Raw genomic sequence first — 23,260 nt, 5'->3', positions numbered from 1 at the left:
TTATTATATATTACGCCTTATGACACTCTGGACAAACGCCATAAATTTCTAAGCGATGACTATTAATAACGAAGCCTGTCGTTTTCGCAGCTTCCTCTTCAAGCTGTTCCAAACCTCCATAAGGAAAATCAACAATCTTACCACATTTTTCGCAAATCACATGATAATGTTGACTTGTAACATAATCAAATCTACTTGAAGCATCCCCATAAGTTAATTCCTTTACAAGTCCAACTTCTTTAAACACACGTAAGTTATTATAGACAGTTGCAACACTCATATTTGGAAACTTACCTTCTAATGCTTTATAAATGTCATCCGCTGTTGGGTGCGTCATAGATTCCACAAGGTACTCTAAAATAGCATGACGCTGTGGAGTAATGCGTACACCCGTATTTTTCAGCATTTCTAGCGCTTCTTTTAATTCTTCTTTGACCACCGTCATGCACCCCGATTCTATACGGATTATTATTTTATAATTCTTATAAAGAGTGTACTCTTTTTCTTATAAATCGTCAATATTTCTACTATAAGTATGTGGTTTATTTTTGTATATAGCCTTATTCTTATGTACCTTCCCCCATTTCCTATACATTTACATAGAAAAAAGTGCGACATAATCGCACTTGGAATACTATCATCTGAGGAGGTATGCCCTACACTTTCACTTTATGTATCGCAAGAAAATATGTATAGACGCATGCCTTACATATGTATTTTTTCTCCACATTAATATAGATTATTTTATCCCGCTATTTGCGGGCAGTAAGACTCCCACTTCAAAATTAAGCAAATGCGAAGAAGTTAGGCGGGAGATCAATTGCCCGTAAAAGCCCAATTGGTACGGGCTAATAATCAGTGTGGATAGCCCTCCACTGATTAAAGTTTCACTTTATATAAGAAAGAACGTCTTCAATATGTCCTTTCACTTTCACTTTACGCCATTCTTTTACAAGTTCACCATCTTTATTGATAAGGAATGTAGAACGCTCGATTCCCATGTACTCTTTTCCAAAGTTCTTTTTCAACTTCCAAACATCGTACAATTCTGCTACTTTATGATCTTCATCTACTAAAAGTACAAATGGAAGTTCATGCTTCTCGATGAATTTCATATGTCTGTTCACCGAATCAGGGCTTACACCAAGGATGACCGTGTCCTTCTCTTGGAATAATCCATATGCATCACGAAAATCACATGCTTCAGTTGTACACCCTGGAGTCATATCTTTCGGGTAAAAATATAAAACTACATTTTTACCTCGGAAGTCAGCTAAGCGAATTTGTTCTCCGGTACTTCCCTCTATTGTGAATTCCGGTGCTATTTCTCCTACTGTGATCATTGTTATCACTCCTTTTCTTTTCTATTACTATAACAAATGCTACCTTATTTTTCATTGTCCATTACAGTCCTTACCACAAAGGCAAACGGTAATGTATATCCAATTAGCGCTTCTCCAATTGCAATCCATCTTCCGATTCCAATCGGAGCTATATCACCATATCCAACGGACAATAAAGTAACCGCGCTAAAATATAAACATATTTCAACGAGTTGAAAGGAGTGAGCACTTAACCTATCCCCATCTTCTTTCAAAACTGCAAAACCCATTTCCTCTAGCACAACATAACTTAATCCAAACGCAATCAGTACCGTTGTATAAATTAAAAACAACGTAGCTAAATTGTACAGCGAAAAGAAACGATTGGAATTTGAATATGAACTCCATAATAATTGGACACTTCTCAAAATAGCGATTGCTGCAATTAATAGAATAAATCCCCATAACATGTCCTCCACCTCATTTTATATGTATGAGGACTATAGCTGATTTATCCCTTAGAAACGAACAAGCTTCTATAATTAATTCCCTGCACCACGATATCGCTTAACCCCTTGATTCCAGAGGGTGATTGCAATAGTAAAACAGATAATACCAACAATTGGTGTTGCGAAAGCATAGCTATTCCACTCTGTTTTTCTTAAAAAGTATGCTGCTGGATATACCCCAACAAATGCAAACGGTAAAACGAACGTTAAAACAAAGCGAATAACACGGTTATAAATATCAACAGGATAGCGTCCATAATTCCCTATGTTATACATAAGCGGCATAATGGAACTTTTCGAATCCGACCAAAAGCCAAGACTTGCAAGCGTAACAAATATCCCGCCGTACACAAGTGCCCCTCCCCCTACCATAAGTAGGAATAAGAAGAAATCATACCAGTAAAAAGATAATTGCAGCTCCATTGCTGCATAACCCATCACAATAATCCCCGTAATAGCCCCAATTAAAGATTCAAGTTCCATTCTTTCTAATATAATTTGAAATAAACTATGAATCGGTCTCGTTAATATACGGTCCATTTCTCCTTTAATAATGTAACGATCATTAAAGTCCCATATATTAAAGAAAGCTGAAAAAATGGCAAAAGGTACTAAAAAGAAACCATAAATAAAGATTACTTCTTCTCGGCTCCACCCTTTTAGTGCTTGGGTATGCCCAAACACTACGAGAATGAAGATTAAATTAACAGCTTGTAGTGATAAATCTGAAAGTAATCCGACGATAAAATCGCCACGATACTCCAATTTTGTTTTTATATATTGACTTGCATATTGCAAAAATAATTTTATATATATCATCTCGTCATCCCCCTTGTACGATTAGACGTTTTCTCGCCGTTTTCCACATCAGTACAATTGGAATAATAAGTATAATTGCCCAAATCATTTGAAATACTAAAGCTTCATATAACTTACTTCCTTGTATACCTTCAGAGAAAATCATACTCGGAATATAACTAATTGCTTGAAACGGTAAAAACACCATTGCTTTTTGGGCCCATAACGGATAAAAACTAATCGGTAATAATAAACCAGAAAATAAATCGATAACAACACGTTTCGCATACATAATTCCACTATTATTAAATAAGAAGAATGTAAGCATTCCTGTCATTAAATTTATTTGTGTATTAATGATAAAACTAAATATTAAAGATAAGAAGAAATATAACCACGTTTGAAAATTCGTTGTAATTTGTAATGAAAATAATAACGTAACAATAACCATACCCGGAATTGAAAAGAAAGCAAAACGGAATATCCCTTCTCCAAGCCCTTGCATAACTTTCATACCTAAATAGTTATATGGACGAATTAGCTCTACCGCCACACGTCCTTCTTGAATTTCCATCGCAATTTCTCTATCTATATTATTGAAATAAAAAGCGCGTGCCATCCATGCGATCGCAATATACGTAGTCATTTGCGAAATAGATAAACTTTCAATATTCTCTTTCCCGCTATAAATTGCTTGCCATAAAAAATAATATGCACCAATGTTAATCGTATAAATTAAAATCCCGCTGTAATAATTTGTACGATAAGCAAGCATCATTAAAAAACGAATCCGAATCATTTCAATATACTTACCCATGCATAATACCTTCTTCATAAATGTTACGAATAATTTCCTCTGTAGACACTTCGTTAATTTTCAAATCTTTAATTTGAAAGGCTTGTACTACTTTAGAAATCAACATAGAAATGATAACTTCTTCATTCGGTATTTTTGCAACCCATGCGTTTTCTTCTTTCGCTTTTGACCAAACAACATGACTATCTGGCATAACCATTGATAACTCCTGGTATGAAACTGGGGCAACAAACTGAAAATGTATTTCCTTCTCTACTCCCCACTGCGTACGAAGATTATCTAAAGATCCGTCATACATAATATTTCCTTCATCAAGCATGATGACGCGTTCACATAAAGCTTCAATATCAGTAATATCATGTGTCGTTAATAATATTGTTGTTTTATAACGTTCATTCATCTCTTTTAAGAATTCTCGTATTTTCAATTTCACAAGAACATCTAGTCCAATTGTTGGTTCATCTAAAAATAATAACGGCGGATTATGAATTAACGCCGCTGCTAATTCACAACGCATTCTTTGACCAAGAGATAATTTCCGTACCGGTTTATCTAATAAAGGACCGATATCTAACGTTTCAATAACATGTTCCATATGTTCCTTATACTGAGCATCTGATACACCGTACACTTTCTTCAATAAACGAAATGATTCTTGTACAGCAATATCCCACCAAAGCTGCGAACGCTGCCCAAACACAACACCGATTGTTCTTACAAATTCTTCTCTCTGTTTGTGTGGATTCATTCCGTTCACTGTAATTTGTCCTGATGTCGGAGTCAAAATCCCTGTAAGCATTTTAATCGTCGTTGATTTACCAGCACCATTCTCACCAATATAACCAACCATTTCACCTTGCTTTATAGTAAAAGAAACATCATTTACTGCTGGCACTATTTTATAATTACGATTTAATAAATCGCGAAATGCACCCTTTAAGCCCGGACGACTTGAATAAGCTGTAAACTCTTTACGTAACCCTTGTACCTCAATTACCGATTTCATAATCGGACCCCCTTCCTAAATGTCACAACGAATAGTTTACCCAACTGCTCCTTCTATCACAAACAATACGTCTTTTCGAAAAACATGTTAGAATAATACATAGATTTTTGTAAGGAGATGAATTGTAGTGAATTTCACGAAATCAGAAGCATTACATAAAGAAGCGTTAGAACATATCGTTGGTGGTGTTAATAGTCCTTCTCGCTCTTTTAAAGCAGTTGGAGGCGGTTCCCCTGTTGCAATGGAACGCGGGAAAGGTGCTTATTTTTGGGATGTAGATGGAAATAAATATATCGACTATTTAGCAGCATATGGTCCTATTATTACTGGACATGCTCATCCGCACGTAACAGAAGCAATTAAAACAGCGGCTGAAAACGGCGTACTATACGGTACTCCAACAGCATTAGAAGTAAAATTCGCAAAAATGTTAAAAGAAGCAATGCCCGCTTTAGATAAAGTCCGCTTCGTAAACTCTGGTACAGAATCCGTTATGACAACCATTCGTGTTGCTCGTGCTTACACTGGCCGCACAAAAATTATGAAATTCGCTGGTTGTTACCACGGTCATTCCGATTTAGTACTTGTAGCAGCTGGCTCTGGTCCTTCTACCCTTGGAATTCCTGATTCAGCTGGCGTGCCACAAAGTATCGCCCAAGAAGTTATTACTGTTCCATTTAATAATGTAGAAACTTTAAAAGAAGCGTTAGATAAATGGGGACATGAAGTAGCAGCTATCCTTGTAGAGCCAATCGTTGGAAACTTCGGTATTGTTGAGCCAAAACCTGGCTTCCTTGAAAAAGTTAATGAACTTGTTCACGAAGCTGGTGCACTAGTAATTTATGATGAAGTTATTACTGCTTTCCGCTTTATGTATGGCGGCGCTCAAGACTTACTTGGCGTAACCCCAGATCTAACAGCACTTGGTAAAGTTATCGGCGGTGGACTTCCAATTGGTGCTTACGGTGGTAAGAAAGAAATTATGGAACAAGTTGCACCGCTCGGCCCTGCATACCAAGCTGGTACAATGGCCGGGAACCCTGCTTCTATGGCATCAGGTATTGCCTGCCTAGAAGTACTTCAACAAGAAGGCGTATACGAGAAATTAGATGCACTTGGCGCAATGCTTGAAAAAGGAATTTTAGAACAAGCTACAAAACATAACATTGATATTACAGTAAACCGTCTAAAGGGTGCATTAACTGTATACTTCACGACAAATACAATTGAAGATTACGATGCAGCCAAAAATACAGATGGTGAAATGTTCGGTAGATTCTTCAAGCTGATGCTTCAAGAAGGTATTAATTTAGCACCTTCTAAATATGAAGCATGGTTCTTAACGACAGAACATACAAAAGAAGATATTGAATATACAATTGAAGCTGTTGGCAGAGCATTTTCTACCCTAGCGAACAATAAATAATCTCTTCATTCAAAAGGAAAAAAGAAAGCCCATCTTTCTTTTTTCCTTTTTTCTATTTCATAAATCCCTCATTAATAGTATAATTATTCATAATTATCTGTTTTATATTCTTTTATATCCTTACTATCCCTGTATACAAGGCAGTTCACGCCTTAAATAGTAAGATTATTCAAAATTCATTTTCCAGAGGGGGGATTGACGGATGCTCAATAAAAAAAAGAAATGGACACCGTCTTTATTTCGGAATTATAAAAATGCAGAACATGATGCGTGTGGAATCGTTTCCGTTATGGAAAAACGAAGAATTCCTACAAAAGAAAACATCGACCTTTGTATACAATCACTAGTCAAAATGAATCACAGAGCTGGTTTCATTAATGGCGAAGGAGATGGTATCGGAATTCATATCGACATGCCAAAAGCACTTTGGAATGAAAAACTGAAAAGTAGCGGATATAATCCAACGATTGTGGATCATCCCCACTTTATCGTTGGACATTTTTTTCTAAACAAAAAAGAAAACATTGCTGAGTTAAAAGATTACATTCGTACGCAACTAAACAATGAAAACTTTACAATTGTTCTCGAAAATGATGATGTAATAAACTCAGATGCACTCGGTCCTCTTGGTAAACAAGAAGAACCTTTATTTTGGCAAATTGCCCTTATCGCCGAAAGTGAAGTTAAAAATATTGAACAAACATTATTTTCTGTAACAATACAAATCGAAGAAAATGAAGCAATTCATGTTGCCTCATTAAGTCATGAACATGTTGTATATAAAGTTCTCGGCGCTGGTGATACACTCGTTGCTTATTACAATGATTTACAACACCCACTTATCGCTTCAACTATGACACTAGGACATAATCGCTATTCTACTAATACGTTATCTAATTTTTTTCGTGTACAACCATTTAGTATTCTCGGGCATAATGGTGAAATTAACACGATTGCAAAATTACGCGATCAAGCTGACATGATTAATGTACCACTTACTGCCGGGGGCAGTGATTCCCAAGATTTAAACCGCACCTTAGAAACCCTTCTCGTTCAGTATAACTACAGTTTATTTGAAGCAATGGATATATTATTTCCACCAATTATTAATGAAATAAAACTTTACGAAACAAAATTACAAAACTTATACACTTATATACGTGAGGCTTGGGGGCATTTCGCACAAGGTCCAGCTGGTATCATTTCACGTTATAAAGATGAAGCTGTTTTCAGTGTCGATTCCCTTGGATTACGTCCAGTTTGGAAAGTAGAGACAGAGAGCTCCTATATTTTCTCTTCTGAACCTGGAGTTGTATCACCAACTGAATATGTAGCAGAGCCGAAACCACTCGCTCCTGGCGAAAAGGTTGGATTAAAATGGAATCAACAAGATGAGCTTGTTCTCTATGAATACGATAATTATCAAATTGAAGTATACAACCGTTTTAAGAAACGAATCGATTTTACCAACTATCATGTAAACTTATCTATCCCTGAAACGAAAGAAACTGAGGGATTATGTGATTCTGTTCAAGTTGAAACGAAGCAATACGTCGCTTTCGGCTGGGATCGAGAACATATTCAGCTCCTTGAACAGATGGCGACAAAAGGCGTCGAACCAATTCGTTCACTTGGGCATGACTCACCACTTGCCGCACTTGATACAGATAGACGAAATATTGCTGATTTCATTAAGGAAAGTGTAGCCGTTGTTACAAATCCAGCAATCGATCGTGATCGAGAAGTCGAACACTTCTCCACACGTACTGTACTCGGAGAGCGTCCGGGTTTATTAGATAACTCTAAACAACCATTTGTAATCGAGATGCTCTCACCAATTATTTTAGAAGGAAGTTTAGCTCAATCTATCGCGGCAGACTTACACACGATTACGTACGAACAACTTATACAGCTATTCATCACTCATAGCTCTGTCTCTACAATTCCTGTCACATTTAGTCCATCAGAAACTCTACAAAGCGCATTAAACCGAATTAGTTCCGAAGCCATAGCAGCCGTTAAAGACGGGGCTTCCCTACTAGTATTAGATGACGCTAAATCTCATCAAAATGAACTGTTATGGATTGATCCACATTTAGTTACTGCTAAAGTACATCAAGCATTAACTGAAAATAAATTACGCCGGAAATGCTCTCTCGTTATACGTTCTGGCGCCCTTCGCTCCTTACATGATATCGTCACGCTATACGGATTAGGGGCAGATGGTATTAATCCATATTTATTGTTCGCAACGGTAAATGATGGAACAAAAGCACCGATTACTAATTTGTATACCGCACTTAATAAAGGACTAGAGAAAGTAATTTCAACGATTGGAATTCATGAATTACGCGGTTACGGTCGCCTCTTCTCCTCTATTGGATTACATGAGGAAATCGAAAATATATTACAAATTACAAACTTCTTCGGTTCAAATGATTTAGCTTTTTCACTTGAATCACTTGCTGAAGATGCGAAAATTCGAGCTGATGATTATAACAATCCAAAAGTTAGAATGCGAAAATCATTTCATATATTCCCGCGGATTTGGAAAGCAATTGGTGATGTTGCAAAAGGAAACTCTTATGATGATTACCGCGATAAGTTAAGTGAATTAGAAGAAAATACTCCCATCGCAATTCGGCACCTTATTCAAACAAAACAAACAAAACATGTAATTCCGACCGAAGAAGTGTCCATCGGCATTCAAAATCATGATTTACCATTTATTATTAGTTCTATGTCATTCGGTTCTCAAAATGAAATTGCCTTTCGCGCATATGCAGAAGCTGCCAATCAGTTAAATATGATTAGTTTGAACGGTGAAGGCGGCGAAATTAAAGATATGATTGGTAAATACCCACATACACGCGGACAACAAGTTGCATCTGGCCGATTTGGAGTAAACGCTGAACTACTAAATTCATCAAATTTAATTGAAATAAAAATTGGTCAAGGAGCAAAGCCTGGTGAAGGTGGACATTTGCCTGGTTCAAAAGTGACTGCCAAAATTGCGGAAGCACGTAATGCTACAATTGGCTCAGATTTAATTTCACCTTCTAACAACCATGATATTTATTCAATTGAAGACTTGGCTCAAATGATTACAGAAATTAAAACGGCTAATCATCTTGCAAAAGTAGCTGTAAAAGTTCCTGTCGTTCCTAACATCGGAACAATTGCTGTCGGTATCGCAAAAGCTGGCGCTGACTTTATTAACATTAGTGGATTTGATGGCGGAACAGGTGCTGCACGTATTCACGCATTGCAACATGTAGGTCTTCCTGTAGAAATCGGTGTTAAAGCTGCTCACAATGCGTTACTAGAAGCAAATATGAGACATAAAGTAGAAATTTGGGCAGATGGCGGTATTCGAAGTGTCAATGACGCCTTAAAAATCATGCTCCTTGGAGCAAACCGGATCGGATTTGGCACATTATCAATGATTGCAATTGGCTGTACAACTTGCCGTGGTTGTCATCTCGATACGTGCCACGTCGGAATTGCAACACAAATTGAATCTGAGGCTCAAGCGAAAGAACATGGACTGCGCCGCTTCGTCCCGCGCGAATTAGAAAGCGCAGTTACAGGGCTATTAAGCCTATTCACTACTTTCGGTACAGAATTGAAACGTTTAACAGGGCAGCTCGGTTACACAAACTTACAAGATATTATCGGACGATCGGATTTATTAGAACAAACTCGAGGCAAGGACTTATTAGACTTACGTAATTTAATACAAACGATAGAAGATTCATCCGTGAAAATAACGGCATCTGTACAAGAAAAACAATTGGAAACAACAAATTCTCTCCAGTCAAAAGAATTAGTAAGCGTCGGCGTAGAGCAACGCGTAATGGGCGGTCTAGAATCCTGTTATCGTATTCGTAGCAAATTATATGAAAACACTCATCTTGAACCACTTACATTAAAGTATACAAACGGATCTGTTCCCGGAAACGGATTAGGCGCGTACAATAGCGAGAACTTATTTATACACGTAAATGGTGGCGCGCAAGATGGAATTGGAAAAACTTCATTTGGCGGTGGCATTTATATAACGAAAGCAAAAGGAAAAGATGGAACATATTATAACGGTTCTGTCGGAAAAGGATTTGGATACGGCGCTCAAAAAGGTGCATTATACGTGCAAGGTAACGCTGATGCTCGTGCTGGCATTCGCCTTTCTGGAGCAGATATGATAATTGGAGGCAGAATTACAAAACCACTCCGCGAAAAAGAACAAGGAAATATCGGAGTATATTCTAATATAAAAGGATTTGCTTTTGAATATATGACAAATGGTCGTGCTCTTGTTTTAGGAGATCCTGGTCCATGGATTTGTGCCGGCATGACTGGTGGTGTTGTTTATTTACGTCATGAGCCAAACTTAGGTTTAACAGAACACGCTTTAAAAAGAAGAATTGCTAAAGGTGCAAATGTAACATTGCAACCAATTAGTAAAAATGGTTTGCAAGATGTGAATGAATTATTATTAGACTACATTCGTGTATTAAATGAGCATGAACAATATGAAGAAGTCGCTTTGTTAACACCATTATTAGATGATATCCAGCTTCACTTCTATGAAATTATCCCGAAAAAAGAACAGGCGGATCCATCTATTTCCACTGAATGATATGTACAATATTTATGTTCACAAAAAAATTGACGAAGCGAGTAGCGCATAGTAATCTAGAATAACAATTTGAAACCTGCTGAAATTCAGCAGGTTTTTTTATTAAAGAATAGATGTTTAAAGAGAATTTGGAGAAATTATAAATTGATTGTAATTTATTTACTAAACTTTTTAACGTCACTAAAATATCACTTGCTAACATATTGTAATGAATGTATAGTATCATGTTGTACATTCATTATGACAAGAGAAAGGATATCAATAAGGGTATGAAACTTGGTGCTCGCATTTTAAAAACGGGTATTGCCATTACATTAGCTTTATTTGCTTGTATTTCACTTCAATTACCGAGTCCAGTATTTGCGGGAATCTCAGCTATCTTTGCTGTTCAACCGTCTGTATACCGCTCGTATTTAACTGCTCTTGAGCAAATTCAAGCAAACGTAATTGGTGCGGTATTCGCTATCGTATTTGCTACTGCTTTTGGACATAATCCTTTTATTATTGGATTAACGTGTATATTAGTAATTGCTCTTACTTTACAATTACGCTTAGAAAAAACAATATCAATCGCTTTAGTAACAGTTATCGCCATTATGGAGTATCAAGGCGAAGATTTCTTTAATTTTGCCTTACTTCGATTCGCGACGATTATGATTGGAATTATTGCGGCTTCACTTGTAAATTTAGTATTTATGCCGCCAAAATATGAAACAAAACTTTACCATCGCATCGTTGATAATACAGAGGAAATTGTTAAATGGATTCGTATGAACAGTAGGCAAGCTTCTGATTTTACAACGCTAAAAACCGATATTGATCGCATGAAAGAAAAAATGATTAAACTAAATCATTACTATTTGCTGTATAAAGAAGAAAGAAGCTATACGAAAAAAATACAATTCGCGAAAATTCGTAAGCTCGTTTTATTCAGACAAATGTTAGCGACAACAAGCCGCGCTTTAAGCACGTTAAAGTCATTGCATCGCACTGAAAATGAACTGCGCTACATGCCAGAAGAGTTTCAGGAATCTATTCAAAACGAACTTGATTCATTAACGCATTATCACGAACAAGTGTTATTAAAATTTATTGGTAAAGCAAAGAAACAACAATCTGTTGAAATGCTTGATGAAGTTGAAACAGGTAAACAAGAATTGATTGATATCTTTATGGATTATCAAAATAAGGACGATGAGGAAGCATATAAAATATGGTTACATCTCTTCCCTCTTATTTCTTCAATTATTAACTACAGTGAGGAAGTAGAGCATTTAGATTTACTTGTGGATAGCTTCTACACATACCATAAACCAGAGAGTGAACTCCAAATCGAAGATAAAAAAGAAGACGAATAAAAAACAGCTCCTTTTACGCTAAAGGAGCTGTTTCTGTTATATGCTGAAGTTGATATAGATTGTAATAAAATTCCCTCTTTTTCATTAACTCTTCATGAGAACCCTTTTCTTTTATTTCACCATCTTCAACATAAATAATTGTATCGACATGCGTAATCGTCGCTAATCGGTGTGCAATGATAATTGTTGTCCGATCTGCAGCTAACGTTTGCAGTGCCTCTTGAATATATCGTTCATTCTCTAAATCTAAAGCGGAAGTTGCTTCATCTAATATAAGTAAAGACGGATTCTTTAGAAAAACCCGTGCGATTGCTACACGCTGTCTTTGTCCACCAGATAATTTCACACCACGTTCCCCAACAACAGTATCATAGCCCTCTGGCAACTCTGTAATAAAATTATGAATTTGTGCAGCTTTGGCAGCTGAAATCACTTCCGCCTCTGTAGCTTTCGGATTGCCATATAAAATATTAGCCCCGATTGTATCGCTAAATAATAAATTATCTTGTAGCACAATTCCAATATTACTACGCAAATTTCTCATATCATACTTTCTTACATCTATCCCGTCTATATAAACTGCGCCTTCAGAAACATCATAGAAGCGCGGAATTAAACTAGCAAGAGATGACTTTCCTCCTCCACTTGCCCCTACAAGCGCAACCTTCTCTCCCTGGCGCATAGTTAATGACAGATTATGCAATATTTCTTTTTCATCCGCATTATAACAAAAAGAAACATTATCAAATACAATTTCACCATTTAACTTTTTTGTTTGCACCGCATTTGGCACATTAACAATATCGTATTTTTCATCCAACAATTCAAACACTCGATCCATCGAGGCGAAAGACTGTGTTAATGTTGTAGATGAATTAACAAGGCGACGAAGCGGACTATATAAACTATCCATATATCCAACAAAAGCAACCATAGTACCCAGTGTTAACGATCCTTGAATTACCTCATACGCTGCAAAACCAATAACAAGTAATGGCCCTAAATCCGTTAACGTATTCACTGCCGAAAACGTTCTGGCCGTCCAACTCGTATGAGTTAGTGCTTTCGTTAAAAATTCATTATTTCTCTTTTCAAACTGTCCTCTTTCATACTCTTCTAATGCAAAACTACGTGTCACTTGCATCCCTTGAATACGTTCATGTAAATACCCTTGCATAGTTGCTAACGCTTGTGAGCGCTCTTTCGTCAATTTTCGAAGGCGCCCGAAAAAATATTTCACTGCAACTACATAAATAGGTAAGATTAATAAAGCAACAAAGGTTAATTTTATATTCATAGAAAACATAATGATAATAGCAATAACAATTGTTGCAGTATCTAACCAAACATTCATAAGACCAGTAATTACAAAGTCCTTCGTTTGTTCTACATCATGGATTACACGTGAAATAAGCTCCCCTGTTTTTGTGTTCGAATAATAACGTAAGCTCAATTTTTGCAAGTGCCCAAAAATGTATTTTCGTAAATCGTATAGTATTGTATTGGCAATGCGCTGCGCGAAATATTGACGATAATATTCTATCGGCGGTCTTACTATTGCAAAAATAAAAAAGGCAATCCCAATTGCGGTTATTAATTGAGACGTTTTTTCTTGAAGCGATCCCGTGCCTTGAATAACATCATCAATAATATACTTTAATAACCATGGCATAATAAGCGGGATACCAAACTTCACAAGACCAATAATGATTGTAATAGCAATGAGCCATCGATATGGTTTAACAAATTGTAAATATCTTTTTATACCTTGCACATAATCCCCCCTCTAATAGGACAAACCTGCCGGGAAATCCCCTGCAGGTTTGTTTTAATTTCTGTACATTAAATATCTTTCATACCACATATCTACGAAATCCGGTGCGAATGGACCTTTTCTTTGATGAATCCACTGTGTTAAATGTGCTACATTTCGTTTTAAAATTGTATCAATAACAGGTGGATACTGCATGATTTGACTATGCTTCTCATACTCATCTTCATCTAAAAGTGTATATGTCATATCCGGATATACTTTAATATCTAAATCGTAATCAATATACTTTAATGCCTCAGAGTCATATGCAAAAGGAGAACTTAAATTACAATAATAATATACTCCTTCTTCCCTCAGCATCCCAATCACATTAAACCAATAATTGGCATGAAAGTAACAAATCGCAGGTTCGCGAGTAATCCATGTTCGGCCATCTGATTCCGTAACTACTGTACGATCATTCGCTCCGATCACAAGACTCTGCGTCCCTTTTAAAATCGTTGTCTCTTCCCACATTCTATGAATGGAGCCATTATGTTTATAACTATGTATTTGTACCTTTTCTCCTTCTTTGGGAAATCCCATATATGCTCCCTTCTTTCAGCTGCAAATGCCATTCTTAAGTTGTCTTAACTACCCCTTGAACTGCATTCACTTTTTTTCTATTATAACTTTTTTGTCAAAATTTTAAAACTAAAGCGATAGGATACTTGTTTTCATAAGGAATATAATGAAGTTTGTATTATTGAATACCACATCACCAACCCTTTTAATAAAGGAAAATCCTCTATGAATTAGCAATACGTATTTTAGAAGATTAAACGAAGATATAACAAAAAGAAAAGTCCCCCTCATCTCTGTTTAAGAAAGGACTTTCCCCTAAAATCAACAACATATCTCACCCTTAATTTGAAATTATTTTTTCGGTTTCAAAAGATTGAATCACATTATTCGTTTGCTGTTCAAATTTTTCATGCAAAAGTTTTAATGCTATTTCTGTTCTGTATATTTCTTGACGGATAAAATGCAATTCTTTTTTATCACACGTATCCCTTCCACTCATTTCAATTTGCTGATACTTCTCTAAATGTGATTGTAACTTTAAAAGCTCATCCATCGTTTCCAACTGCTCTCCTACCAACTTATCAAAGTCGTTCATCACTTACCCCCTTTTGGATTCATTCGCCAGTTATAATTCCTATTACATATTTCTAATCGTGAACTTCTTTCTCCTTTGACTACATTTGTTGACTTATTAGAAGTTATGTCGTTCCCTTTATTTTCATTACAGTGACACGCACACAAAGAAAACACTTCTCTCGAACGGAGAAGTGTTTTTCTTTCATTACTGATTTGAGCTAGAAGATTGTGATTGTTTTGCAGCTGATTTTACATTTTGTTTTTGCACAGAATGCACATCTGTTTCAGTTGCAAACTCTGTACCATAACTAGCATTTGCACTTTGAGCACTAGAAGCTTGTGCTTTCTGTGCCTCTGATTGTGCGTTCGCTTGTTTTACTGCTTGTACATTCGTTTCAGTTGCAAACTCTGTACCATAACTAGCATTTGCACTTTGAGCACCAGAAGCTTGTGCTTTCTGTGCCTCTGATTGTGCGTTTGCTTGTTTTACTGCTTGTACATTCGTTTCAGTTGCAAACTCTGTACCATAGCTAGCATTTGTACTTTGAATGCTAGCACCAGAAGTTGCCTTATTATAACCTTGTTGTTTTTTACTCATCTTTCTCACCTCCACAATCAATAATGTAACCAATTCACTTAGAAGTTATCCTTAATTTTCTTTTAAAAATTCACGCATATATCTCTTATCACTCATTCAAACTACATATGATGGAGGTGGGAATATGTATACTGGACGTGATATGACTGAGCTAACTATGATTTCCAAAAATGAATGGAAAGAGGATGAATTAGCTTATTTTCATCATTCATTTCAGCAAATTATGCCTTATCTAAATGTAGAGGGACAAACGATTTATAAAGAAATTGTGAAAGAAATTGAGTCACGGGGCGGATTATAAACGCGTGGATTTTCAACCTCAAAATACAAATTTAGTTTCAATATAAAAAACGTGTTCCAAAGTTCTGGAACACGTTTTTATTATTTATCCCGCTATTCGCCGGGCAGTAAGACCCCCACCTCAAAATGCAGCGAAAGCAAAGAAGTTAGGTGGGGGACGGGCTGCCCGTAAAAGCCCGATTGGTGAAGGCTAATAATCAGTGGGGGATGAAGAAAAACCCCACTGATTAAAGTTTCACTTTATTGCATTGTAATTTTCTCAACACACTTTTCGTAAATTGTACGATGTGATTTCGAGAAAGGTAACTGTTCGAACGCTTCTTTCGACACAAACTTTAATGTATCCGTTTCGACAATATTACCTGTTACTTTTCCGTAAAATATAAATATATCCCAAGTACGATGTGTAAAAGTATGTTGTACATTCATCGCGTATTCATCAATTGAAACCGAGAGATCAAAGCTCTCCTTCATATAATCCGTAAGCTGTTGTTTCTGATTACGAATACCTTCACCTAGTTCAATATTCGGGAACTCCCACATATTAGCCAGTAATCCCGTACTTGGGCGTTTATTAATTACGTAACGACCATCTTCAGTTTGAAGTACTCCTGCAACGAGCGGTACCATTGTAGGTGCTTTCGCTTTACTTTTCACTGGTAGTTCTTTTTGAACACCTTCAGCATACCCTCTGCAATGTTCACGTACAGGACAAAGTAAACAAGAGGGATTTTTCGGTATACAAATTAATGCCCCTAATTCCATCAAACCTTGGTTAAAATAAGATGGATTTTCTGTCGAAATAATTTCACGCACAATCTCTTCAAAAACTTTTCTCGTCCTCGGTTTTGCAATATCATCCCACACTGATAAAATACGAGATAATACGCGCATAACATTTCCATCAACCGCTGGCTCTGGTATGCCATATGCAATGCTTAAAATGGCACCTTTTGTATATGGTCCCACTCCTTTTAATTTTTCAATTTTCTTTACATCGCTCGGTACTGTCCCGCCGTATACTTCTTTTACCTCTTTTACTGCAGCGTGTAAATTTCGTGCTCTAGAATAATAACCTAAGCCTTCCCATGCTTTTAATACTTCTTCATCATCGGCAGTTGCTAGCGCTTCAAGCGTAGGAAACTTCCCCATAAAATTTGCGTAATATGGTTTTACAGCCTCTACCCTTGTTTGCTGTAACATAATTTCTGAAACCCAAACACGGTATGGATCTTTATTTTTTCGCCACGGTAAATCACGTTGTTCTTTTTCAAACCAACCAATTAAATCATTTTGAAACTGTTCTATGTTAAACTCATTTAATATTTCAAGTGTCAAACTTGATCCCCCTCATTTTTTTGCATATACGTACTATTATAAAGATTTTAGGAAAAAATTTAAGTAAGATGACATAGAAAATAGAAGGCAAAGGACTTGAGGTATCGAATAAAAAGAGTTACATTAATAAAAAACGGAGGTGGATTTCTATGGACACAGCCACTCACCTTGTTATGGGCGTTACTCTAGGCAGTTTGGCAACATTAGATCCAGCTATAGCACAAAGTGATATTGGGCCACAAGCAGTGATGCTTGCAACAATTGCTGGTTCCAATATTCCTGACATCGATACAGTTTTAAAATTGCGTAATAACGCTAAATATATAAGAAATCATCGCGGGATTACTCATTCCATTCCTGCAGTGATTCTTTGGTCACTCCTTATAAGTGGCATCTCTTTCGCCTTCTTTTCAGACGCTCCCTATCTGCATCTACTACTTTGGTCATTTATTGCCGTCTTTCTTCATGTCTTTGTGGATATTTTCAATGCCTATGGTACACAGGCATTAAGGCCCTTCACAAAAAAATGGGTAGCGCTCGGCATAATTAATACGTTTGATACTGTCATTTTCTTTATCCATATACTCGCTATCGCCTGTATGCTTGTCGGAGCACATAAAGGCTATACTGCTTTAGCAGCGTATATATTAATGTTTGTTTACTACATCGGCCGCATTATGATGCATCGAAATATCAAAAGTGTAGTATACAAACGTTTCAAAAATGTAGAGAAAGTAATTATTTCTCCTTCTTACAAATTTTACCATTACCATTTAGCCGTCGTTACAACTGAACATTACTACGTCGCAAGATGGCACCGCGGTAACATCCTTGTATACGATAAATTTAATCGCGTACCGTTCCCGAATACTGCCATTATGCAAGCTGCTGTGCGAGATGAAAATATATCTGCTTTCTTATCTTTCTCACCTGTATATCGCTGGGATATTTTCGATTATGATAACTATTATGAAGTTCGATTTATTGATTTGCGGTATCGAAGTAAAGATTATTATCCATTCGTCGCAATCGTTCAGCTCGATCAAAATTTAAATATTATTAGTTCCTATACAGGATGGATTTTCAGCGAAGAAAAACTTCGAAAAAAACTAGAATTGCTTCCACATTAAAAAAAGCGACCTAAGTCGCTTTTTTTAATGTTTCAAATGATCTTCTTGATTGATTAAATGGCTATACTTCGGATTATTTGTACGCATTTCATGAAGGCGACTTCCATGATTATTAATCCATGTTCGTACCACTTGTTCAGTCATTTCCTCACCTTGGTAACGACCTGATTTAGCATAAGTTGTTCGGAAGTCTTCCCACAGTAATTCAACCCATGCACGAGCTTGTGCGTAAGAAAGGTTGTCATTCTTATCTAATAATTCTTTCGTTAATGTTTCATAAATATCATTCATGTTCTATTCTCCTTTTACCCATTTATTCCCTTAATTTCTAAAGGATAGTTTCTTCTATTTTGCACATTCTATAAGTGATACTTCTTAAAGAGGTATCGACTGATAATGAGGGGGCGTTCTTAATGGGTAGACAAGCCGAATTTTGGTCTGAGTCAAAAAACAACAGCAAAATCGAAGGTCAACCGAAAGCGAAATCACGCTTCGCTTCGAAAAGACCTAACGGCACAATTAACACGCACCCACAAGAACGTATGCGTGCTGCAAATCAGCAGGAAGAGTAGTACAGTAACAAACTAAATTAACTTCCTACACGAGGTGATAAAGATGAGCTACCGTGACCATTTAGATCGTCGTTCTGAATTATTTAACCATACGTGGACTCGTCCAAAACATGCGAAAGCGCAAGTTAATGGACAGACGCAACAAACCCAGTCTCTCATTATACTGGCAAACGAATGTAAAAAACGCCAATTTTAGAATCTCCTATCTCCTTTAACGCCTACCAAAGATGAAAACCAGAGAGATATTCACTCTCTGGTTTTTATTTTTCCTGCAGCAAGGAAATTGGTATTCCAATCTCTTCATTATCATTTTGCTTATATCCCCAAGCAAATACCCCATTGAAATACGTAATTTTAAATACCACACCAGGTTCTTCTACTAATTCATATGCCTCACCAATATGGAATTTATTTATATCTATCATATAAGCACGAGCCATAGCCATTTTTCTCATTAATACATCGAATTCATTTACAATTCCAAGTTGCTCAGCCTTTACTGCTTGCTCCTTCAAAACCCCAATTTCTTCCCTTAGCTCATGTGGTGTCATTTCACTGTAGCGTTTTGGCATACCCATCTTATTTCCTCATCCCTCTTCACGTTTCATTTGTAAAAATATATCGATCTCATCAATAGAGAATCCTTTTCGATATAACGCTTGCTTCACCTTATTTTCGAATGTCCAACCATCATACTTCTTATATTTCTCATAATATTTATTCCCATGATAGTGTAACGCTTCTTGTTGCTGTTCGTCATCTTTTTCGTCTTTCAATTCTTCCAGACAAATTTGAATTACCTCTCTAGAATACCCTTTACGAACAAGCATTTCGTCTAACTTTAGCTTCATTTGTAAAAAGGAATGTTTTTGATAAGATCTTTTCTTCTTTTCTATAAGAAATAAGGCATTCTCAATTTGCTTCTCCTTCGGATACTCTTGTAAACTATGCGTAATAATTAGATCCTGAATACCTTTATTTAACAACTCTCTTTTAATAACAGTTGGGCCTTTTCGACTCACATTACTTTGCGTTCGCACGTATGAAATCGCGTACTCTTTATCATTAATATATCGATCATGTAATAATTTCGAAACGACTTCAGAGATGATGGCCTGTCCCACTTCTTTTTTTCGTAAGAAATCTTCTATTTCTTGTTTTGTTCTCATTTGATAGGATAAATAGGAAATTGCTTGTAAATATGCTTTTTGTACCTCTTCATTGTACAAAATATTCCCTAACGCTACTTCATCAATTTCTAAGCCTTTTTGTAACCCATGTTTCATTAAGATTGATTGATTCACACTAAACCCGTACTCTTCACCTTGGCCTTTATCAATATAAATATTAAATCGTTCTTTCGATCGTTTTTGCACTTCTATTTTTGTAATGACAGCCATACTCTCACCTCTCTATTATTTTAACATAGTCAAGGAACGTTTTTGCTTTTCAAGAATATATATAATGAGGAGGAAATGATTGTGAAAATCGCAATTTCTGGTGGCACTGGCTTTATCGGCAAATGCCTTTCTAATTTTTTTATTCAAAAGGGATATACTGTTTACATTCTTACTCGAAAAAAAACTGCTAAAACTTCACATACTAACCTTCAATACGTACAGTGGACACCGGATTTACAGACCTTCCCCCTCTCCTCTATCGATGTAGTTATTAATCTATCTGGAGAGTCTATTAATAGTAGATGGACAAAGAAACAAAAAGAAACAATTTTAAACAGTAGGATTCAAACAACAAAAGGACTCATTAAACAATTACAAGCACTCGCAGCAAAACCACACACATTTATTAATGCAAGCGCTATCGGATACTATGGAACATCTGAAACAGAGTCTTTTACTGAGCAACAAGAAACTCCCGGAAATGACTTTTTAGCAGAAACAGTATTTTTATGGGAGCAAGAAGCATCTAAAGCACGTTCTCTTGGAATAAGAACAATCTACTCAAGATTTGGAGTCGTATTAGGTGCAGACGGAGGAGCTCTTCCAAAAATGCTACTTCCCTATCAATTATATATTGGGGGGACAATTGGATCTGGAAACCAATGGTTATCATGGATTCATATAGACGATGTCGTTCGCATGATTGATTTCATCATTCACAAAAAAGAAATTGACGGACCTTTTAATATTACAGCGCCAACGCCAATACGGATGAAAGAGTTCGGTGAAATTATTGCCACTATAACTAGGCGACCTCATTGGTTACCTGTTCCTTCATTTGTACTTCGCGCTTTACTCGGTGAGATGAGTATACTTGTATTAGAAGGGCAGCATGTATTACCGAATAAAGCGATTGAACATGGATATCGATACACATTTCCTACAGTTAACCATGCATTACAAAATATACTCTTGCATACAATGTAGTACTTCTAAAATAGTTTTACGGGTAGTTTATCTCCTTCAAAACTTCTCACTTTCTAAAATCCGGAGCATTACTACACGAACAACCTTTCAGTTACTTTGTCTTAACTTACACTAAATATTACAAAGTAACAGAAATGAGGTACCTATGAAAACATTGCTCAAACAAGCCATTGTATATCCTATTACCTCTCCAAAATTTCAAGGAGATGTATTGGTTACAGGAGAACGAATCACCGAGGTCAAACCTTATATTAAGCCTACTCAAGATATGACTGTTATAGACGCACGAGCTCTTCATCTTTTACCTGGATTTATTGATGTGCATACTCATCTTGGTCTCTATGACGAAGGCACTGGTTGGGCTGGTAATGATGCAAATGAAACATCTGAAGTTTCAACACCACATATCCGTTCTTTAGACGGGATCCATCCTTTTGATATTGCATTTCAAGACGCTGTACAAAATGGGGTTACGACTGTTCACGTTATGCCCGGAAGCCAAAATATTATCGGCGGTACTACTTGTGTAATAAAAACTGCTGGAACTTGTATTGATCATATGATTATTCAGGAACCTGCTGGTTTAAAAATTGCCTTTGGAGAAAACCCTAAAAAGGTCCATAGCAACGGCACAAAAGAATCAATAACACGTATGGGAATTATGGGGTTACTTCGTGAATCATTCTATGACGCACAACACTACGGGCATGAAGCTGATTTTCGAATGCTCCCTATTTTAAAAGCACTCCGCCGAGAAATACCGGTACGTATCCACGCTCACCGCGCAGATGATATCACTTCAGCTTTACGCTTTGCGACAGAATTCAATCTTGATTTACGTATTGAACATTGTACAGAAGGACACTTTATTGTTGAGGAACTTTCGAAACATAATTTAAAGATTTCAGTTGGTCCGACTCTTACACGACGTTCGAAAATCGAGCTTAAAAACAAAACATGGGATACTTATCATATATTATCGAAAAGTGGCATAGAAGTTTCTATTACAACAGATCACCCTTATACACCCATTCAATATTTAAATGTTTGTGCCGCTATCGCTGTTCGAGAAGGATTAGATGAAAAAACAGCCTTGGAAGGAATAACTATTTTTCCAGCTCGTAATTTACGTTTAGAGAATAGAATTGGAAGCATTGAAGTTGGAAAAGATGCTGATCTCGTGTTATGGACTCACCATCCTTTCCATTATTTAGCCAAGCCTGTACTCACCATGATTGACGGAAAAATAATTTACAAAAAAAATAAAAAAAACTAGTTTATTTTTTTGACTAGATAAAGTATTATACGATTATAAACTGAATGAAACCATAATCAATTTGTGTCGTGATTATCATTTTCAAATTGATGAATGGGGAAGGCAAATGGTGCGCCACCAGCGTTATAAACTGGTTCTAGTGGGTTCGATTCCCACCCCGAAATTTTTTAAAGATTGATATAAAAATTTCGAGGGTGGGTGTTTTTTCGTCATGCTACCCTCGTGTGAGGAGGAGTTAGTGTGTTGAAAAAACGCGACTTACACGACAGCCACGTTCTATACGAGTTAATGGTGGATCCAGCTGTCTTCCCTTTTGTGCGTCAAAAGGCTTATTCTTATGAAGAATATTTATTTTTAACGAAACAAACAATTGAAGCCGAAGAGCGTGGAGAATTAATCTCACGCACAATTTTAGATGAATGGGGTAACCCTATCGGTACAATTACTTTATTTGATGTGCAAGAAAAAGCCGGATTCCTCGGAACCTGGCTTGGCAAACCCTATCATGGTAAAGGATATAATAAATTAGCGAAAGATTCACTTTTTAGCGAACTTTTCTACGAATTAGATATTGAAACGATCTTTATGCGCATTCGTAAAATAAATATCCGGTCTATTAAGGCTGCCGAAAAACTACAATATGTAAATCTAGCAAACGAAACAAGAAAAGCCGTTTATGATGAAATTAACGCGCATGAAGAAGTATATAATTTATATGAAATTCCAAAAGATCAATATACACTTGCAACAATGCGAGATACAACATTCCAAGAAGCACACCAATTAAAAGAAGCATAATCTAAAAATTCAGAAATAATAATTAATCATTACTAGTTTGACATATATGTATATCACCCCATGTCTTTGGAA

Annotated in this window: 24 protein-coding genes; 10 read left to right on the top strand and 14 right to left on the bottom strand. The window is 36.4% G+C overall.

Going from position 1 to position 23,260, the window contains the following annotated elements:
- Positions 1 to 10: 10 nt before the first annotated feature.
- The 6 genes from perR to ACFWDE_RS07660 form a co-directional block, all read right to left on the bottom strand.
- Positions 11 to 439, bottom strand: coding sequence for a peroxide-responsive transcriptional repressor PerR (gene perR, locus ACFWDE_RS07685; RefSeq protein WP_000237831.1), 429 nt, complete (start codon positions 437 to 439; stop codon positions 11 to 13).
- Positions 440 to 887: 448 nt separating this feature from the next.
- Positions 888 to 1,343, bottom strand: a complete 456-nt coding sequence (gene bcp, locus ACFWDE_RS07680; protein WP_377891238.1) for a thioredoxin-dependent thiol peroxidase — start codon at positions 1,341 to 1,343, stop codon at positions 888 to 890.
- Between the two features lie 44 nt (positions 1,344 to 1,387).
- Positions 1,388 to 1,792, bottom strand: coding sequence for a potassium channel family protein (locus tag ACFWDE_RS07675; protein WP_002091112.1), 405 nt, complete (start codon positions 1,790 to 1,792; stop codon positions 1,388 to 1,390).
- 72 nt (positions 1,793 to 1,864) lie between these two features.
- On the bottom strand, positions 1,865 to 2,650 hold the full coding sequence (locus tag ACFWDE_RS07670) for an ABC transporter permease (RefSeq protein WP_377891236.1): 786 nt from the start codon (positions 2,648 to 2,650) through the stop codon (positions 1,865 to 1,867).
- 4 nt (positions 2,651 to 2,654) lie between these two features.
- Entirely contained in the window at positions 2,655 to 3,446 is a 792-nt protein-coding gene (locus tag ACFWDE_RS07665; protein ID WP_377891235.1) for an ABC transporter permease, read from the bottom strand.
- Positions 3,439 to 4,452, bottom strand: a complete 1,014-nt coding sequence (locus tag ACFWDE_RS07660) for an ABC transporter ATP-binding protein (protein WP_002113870.1) — start codon at positions 4,450 to 4,452, stop codon at positions 3,439 to 3,441. Before ACFWDE_RS07660 ends, ACFWDE_RS07665 begins: the two co-directional genes overlap by 8 nt.
- A gap of 127 nt (positions 4,453 to 4,579) precedes the next feature.
- Here ACFWDE_RS07660 and hemL point away from each other — a divergent pair, with 127 nt between their 5' ends.
- The 3 genes from hemL (at position 4,580) to ACFWDE_RS07645 (ending at position 11,875) form a co-directional block, all read left to right on the top strand.
- Positions 4,580 to 5,878 (top strand): glutamate-1-semialdehyde-2,1-aminomutase, encoded by a 1,299-nt coding sequence (hemL, locus tag ACFWDE_RS07655; RefSeq protein ID WP_002159373.1) that lies wholly within the window; start codon positions 4,580 to 4,582, stop codon positions 5,876 to 5,878.
- Between the two features lie 202 nt (positions 5,879 to 6,080).
- Positions 6,081 to 10,517: a glutamate synthase-related protein gene (locus ACFWDE_RS07650; protein WP_377891233.1), complete on the top strand. Its 4,437-nt coding sequence runs from the start codon at positions 6,081 to 6,083 to the stop codon at positions 10,515 to 10,517.
- A gap of 269 nt (positions 10,518 to 10,786) precedes the next feature.
- Positions 10,787 to 11,875 (top strand): aromatic acid exporter family protein, encoded by a 1,089-nt coding sequence (locus ACFWDE_RS07645; protein WP_375370535.1) that lies wholly within the window; start codon positions 10,787 to 10,789, stop codon positions 11,873 to 11,875.
- Positions 11,876 to 11,888: 13 nt separating this feature from the next.
- Here ACFWDE_RS07645 and ACFWDE_RS07640 read toward each other — a convergent pair whose 3' ends face one another.
- From ACFWDE_RS07640 to ACFWDE_RS07625, 4 genes are all read right to left on the bottom strand, one after another.
- Positions 11,889 to 13,649, bottom strand: a complete 1,761-nt coding sequence (locus ACFWDE_RS07640; RefSeq protein ID WP_377891231.1) for an ABC transporter ATP-binding protein — start codon at positions 13,647 to 13,649, stop codon at positions 11,889 to 11,891.
- A gap of 54 nt (positions 13,650 to 13,703) precedes the next feature.
- Positions 13,704 to 14,234, bottom strand: coding sequence for a nucleoside tri-diphosphate phosphatase (gene ntdP / locus ACFWDE_RS07635; RefSeq protein WP_000506627.1), 531 nt, complete (start codon positions 14,232 to 14,234; stop codon positions 13,704 to 13,706).
- 319 nt (positions 14,235 to 14,553) lie between these two features.
- Positions 14,554 to 14,808: a YgaB family protein gene (locus tag ACFWDE_RS07630; protein WP_002010338.1), complete on the bottom strand. Its 255-nt coding sequence runs from the start codon at positions 14,806 to 14,808 to the stop codon at positions 14,554 to 14,556.
- Positions 14,809 to 14,994: 186 nt separating this feature from the next.
- A complete protein-coding gene (locus ACFWDE_RS07625) occupies positions 14,995 to 15,402 on the bottom strand; it encodes a gamma-type small acid-soluble spore protein (protein WP_377891245.1) in 408 nt (135 codons plus the stop codon).
- Positions 15,403 to 15,511: 109 nt separating this feature from the next.
- On the opposite strand from ACFWDE_RS07625, the gene ACFWDE_RS07620 reads away from it, so the two are divergent.
- Positions 15,512 to 15,688 carry a hypothetical protein gene (locus ACFWDE_RS07620; RefSeq protein WP_002159377.1) on the top strand — a complete coding sequence of 59 codons (177 nt, stop codon included), beginning with the start codon at positions 15,512 to 15,514 and terminating at the stop codon, positions 15,686 to 15,688.
- 239 nt (positions 15,689 to 15,927) lie between these two features.
- Here the strand turns inward: ACFWDE_RS07620 and mutY are convergent, their stop codons facing one another.
- Complete coding sequence (gene mutY, locus ACFWDE_RS07615) at positions 15,928 to 17,025, bottom strand: A/G-specific adenine glycosylase (RefSeq protein WP_377891227.1); 1,098 nt, start codon at positions 17,023 to 17,025, stop codon at positions 15,928 to 15,930.
- A gap of 149 nt (positions 17,026 to 17,174) precedes the next feature.
- Between mutY and ACFWDE_RS07610 the strand changes: the two genes are divergently transcribed.
- Complete coding sequence (locus ACFWDE_RS07610; RefSeq protein WP_002125060.1) at positions 17,175 to 18,155, top strand: metal-dependent hydrolase; 981 nt, start codon at positions 17,175 to 17,177, stop codon at positions 18,153 to 18,155.
- A gap of 24 nt (positions 18,156 to 18,179) precedes the next feature.
- Here ACFWDE_RS07610 and ACFWDE_RS07605 read toward each other — a convergent pair whose 3' ends face one another.
- Complete coding sequence (locus tag ACFWDE_RS07605) at positions 18,180 to 18,446, bottom strand: YfhJ family protein (RefSeq protein WP_002113846.1); 267 nt, start codon at positions 18,444 to 18,446, stop codon at positions 18,180 to 18,182.
- A gap of 122 nt (positions 18,447 to 18,568) precedes the next feature.
- Here ACFWDE_RS07605 and ACFWDE_RS07600 point away from each other — a divergent pair, with 122 nt between their 5' ends.
- Complete coding sequence (locus ACFWDE_RS07600) at positions 18,569 to 18,727, top strand: small, acid-soluble spore protein K (protein WP_002113845.1); 159 nt, start codon at positions 18,569 to 18,571, stop codon at positions 18,725 to 18,727.
- A gap of 43 nt (positions 18,728 to 18,770) precedes the next feature.
- Positions 18,771 to 18,923, top strand: a complete 153-nt coding sequence (locus tag ACFWDE_RS07595; RefSeq protein ID WP_002010325.1) for a YpzG family protein — start codon at positions 18,771 to 18,773, stop codon at positions 18,921 to 18,923.
- Between the two features lie 64 nt (positions 18,924 to 18,987).
- Here the strand turns inward: ACFWDE_RS07595 and ACFWDE_RS07590 are convergent, their stop codons facing one another.
- Positions 18,988 to 19,305: a YfhH family protein gene (locus ACFWDE_RS07590; protein WP_377891223.1), complete on the bottom strand. Its 318-nt coding sequence runs from the start codon at positions 19,303 to 19,305 to the stop codon at positions 18,988 to 18,990.
- Positions 19,306 to 19,314: 9 nt separating this feature from the next.
- Positions 19,315 to 20,127: a recombination regulator RecX gene (gene recX, locus ACFWDE_RS07585; protein ID WP_377891221.1), complete on the bottom strand. Its 813-nt coding sequence runs from the start codon at positions 20,125 to 20,127 to the stop codon at positions 19,315 to 19,317.
- An 81-nt stretch (positions 20,128 to 20,208) separates the two neighbouring features.
- On the opposite strand from recX, the gene ACFWDE_RS07580 reads away from it, so the two are divergent.
- The 3 genes from ACFWDE_RS07580 (at position 20,209) to ACFWDE_RS07570 (ending at position 23,188) form a co-directional block, all read left to right on the top strand.
- Positions 20,209 to 21,114, top strand: a complete 906-nt coding sequence (locus tag ACFWDE_RS07580) for a TIGR01777 family oxidoreductase (protein WP_377891219.1) — start codon at positions 20,209 to 20,211, stop codon at positions 21,112 to 21,114.
- Positions 21,115 to 21,259: 145 nt separating this feature from the next.
- The gene (locus ACFWDE_RS07575) at positions 21,260 to 22,390 is read left to right on the top strand and encodes an amidohydrolase (RefSeq protein ID WP_098778055.1); all 1,131 of its coding nucleotides are present in this window, start codon (positions 21,260 to 21,262) and stop codon (positions 22,388 to 22,390) included.
- 240 nt (positions 22,391 to 22,630) lie between these two features.
- Positions 22,631 to 23,188 carry a GNAT family N-acetyltransferase gene (locus ACFWDE_RS07570; RefSeq protein ID WP_377891216.1) on the top strand — a complete coding sequence of 186 codons (558 nt, stop codon included), beginning with the start codon at positions 22,631 to 22,633 and terminating at the stop codon, positions 23,186 to 23,188.
- Positions 23,189 to 23,260 lie beyond the last annotated feature (72 nt).

The sequence above is a fragment of the Bacillus sp. NPDC060175 genome (assembly GCF_042728695.1).
Taxonomy (GTDB): domain Bacteria; phylum Bacillota; class Bacilli; order Bacillales; family Bacillaceae_G; genus Bacillus_A.
The sequence above is the reverse complement of the archived record's forward strand: the minus strand, read 5'-3'. Positions and strand labels throughout refer to the sequence as shown.